The sequence below is a fragment of the Catenulispora pinistramenti genome (assembly GCF_018274385.1).
GTDB lineage: Bacteria > Actinomycetota > Actinomycetes > Streptomycetales > Catenulisporaceae > Catenulispora > Catenulispora pinistramenti.
This window is the reverse complement of sequence record NZ_JAAFYZ010000486.1, coordinates 1-1,268: the sequence shown is the minus strand read 5'-3', so window position 1 is coordinate 1,268 and position 1,268 is coordinate 1. Positions and strand designations below refer to the sequence as shown.

The 1,268-nt window shown below is 66.1% G+C and carries 1 protein-coding gene; it reads left to right on the top strand.

The window, feature by feature from the left end:
• Positions 1 to 1,268, top strand: a 1,268-nt coding sequence (locus KGQ19_RS48640; RefSeq protein ID WP_212022442.1) for a hypothetical protein, incomplete at both ends; no start/stop codon positions are given.

Here is a 1,268-nt window from a genome sequence, read left to right as displayed (position 1 = left end):
TGGTTTTTGATCCGACGCCGGGTGATCTTGATGGGGTGCGGCGGGCGGCGTCGTTTTTGACGTCGGTGGCGTCGGCGACGTCGGTGATCGAGCAGGCGTTGACGGAGATTTTGGGTACGGCGGCGGCGGGGAATTTCGCGGGGGCGACGGCGCAGGCGTTGCAGGGGAAGATCAGTGGGGATTTCGCCAGGTTCATGAACGCGGCGAACAACGCGTTCACGACGGCGAATCAGGCTGCCACCGCCTATGCCGGGGTGATGGAGACGCAGCAGGGGATCGCGGATACGGCGTTGAACAAGGCGATCGCGTCGGGGTTGCCGAAGACTGATCCGCAGGTTCAGGCGTGGGCGCGGGAGGCGACGCAGGCCGGTTGGGCGTTGGCGGCGGCTGGGAACACTGCGACGGCGGCGATTCAGGGGGTTTCCAGCGGGGTGGAGCCGATCTCGGCGATGGATCAGTTTTGGCAGTGGCTGGGGTGGATCGCGCTGTTCCTGATGTTGCCGGCGATCGCGTTCGGTGGGGTGTTCGCTCTGATCGCGTTCGCGGTGAACATGACGTTGTTCATCCATGCGGCGGTGCAGTATGCGAACGGGCAGATCCCGTTGACGCAGCTGCTGCTGGCGTTTCTGGGGATTTTGGCGCCGACCACGCGGGGTCTTGACCTGGCCGAGTTGATTCCGGCGTTGGGCCGGGGCATCGATGATGTGGCGCGTAGCGTGGTGGGTTTCGTGCGGGTGTCTTTCACCGATTTCATGGCTTTGGCCCGTGGTGTGCAGGTGTCGAGTCTGTTCAGTGTGTCGACGCTGTTGAGTTTGGGCCGGTTCGTCTTCAACGGTGTGTTGTGGGTGTTCGACGGTGTCAGGGCCATGCCGGCGTTGATCCGCGATGGTGCTGTCACGTTGGGCCAGGGCTTCCGTGATCTTGCGGTCGGTACGGGTGCCGGTTTGCTGCAGGAGTTCCGGACGGGTTCGTTCGTGCGGTTGTTTGTGCCGTTGGCCGGTGATGAGATCCGTGGGGCCGGCCTGATCGGGGCGTTCCGGCTGGGGGTGCTGGAGCGGGGGTTGGGGATCGGGGTGTCGCCGGCGTTGCGTCTGCGGCTGTTCGCCGCCGACGGGCTGCGCGGGATGGCTGGCGGGTCCCGGATGTGGTCGCTGTCCTCGGACACGTTCTTCCGCGGCGACCCGGGGCGGCTGGGGTTGGCGATGCCGCGGCTGGAGGCCCCCGGCGGTGTGGATCCGCTGGGTGTGTTGCGGACCGGGGTGTTGGGG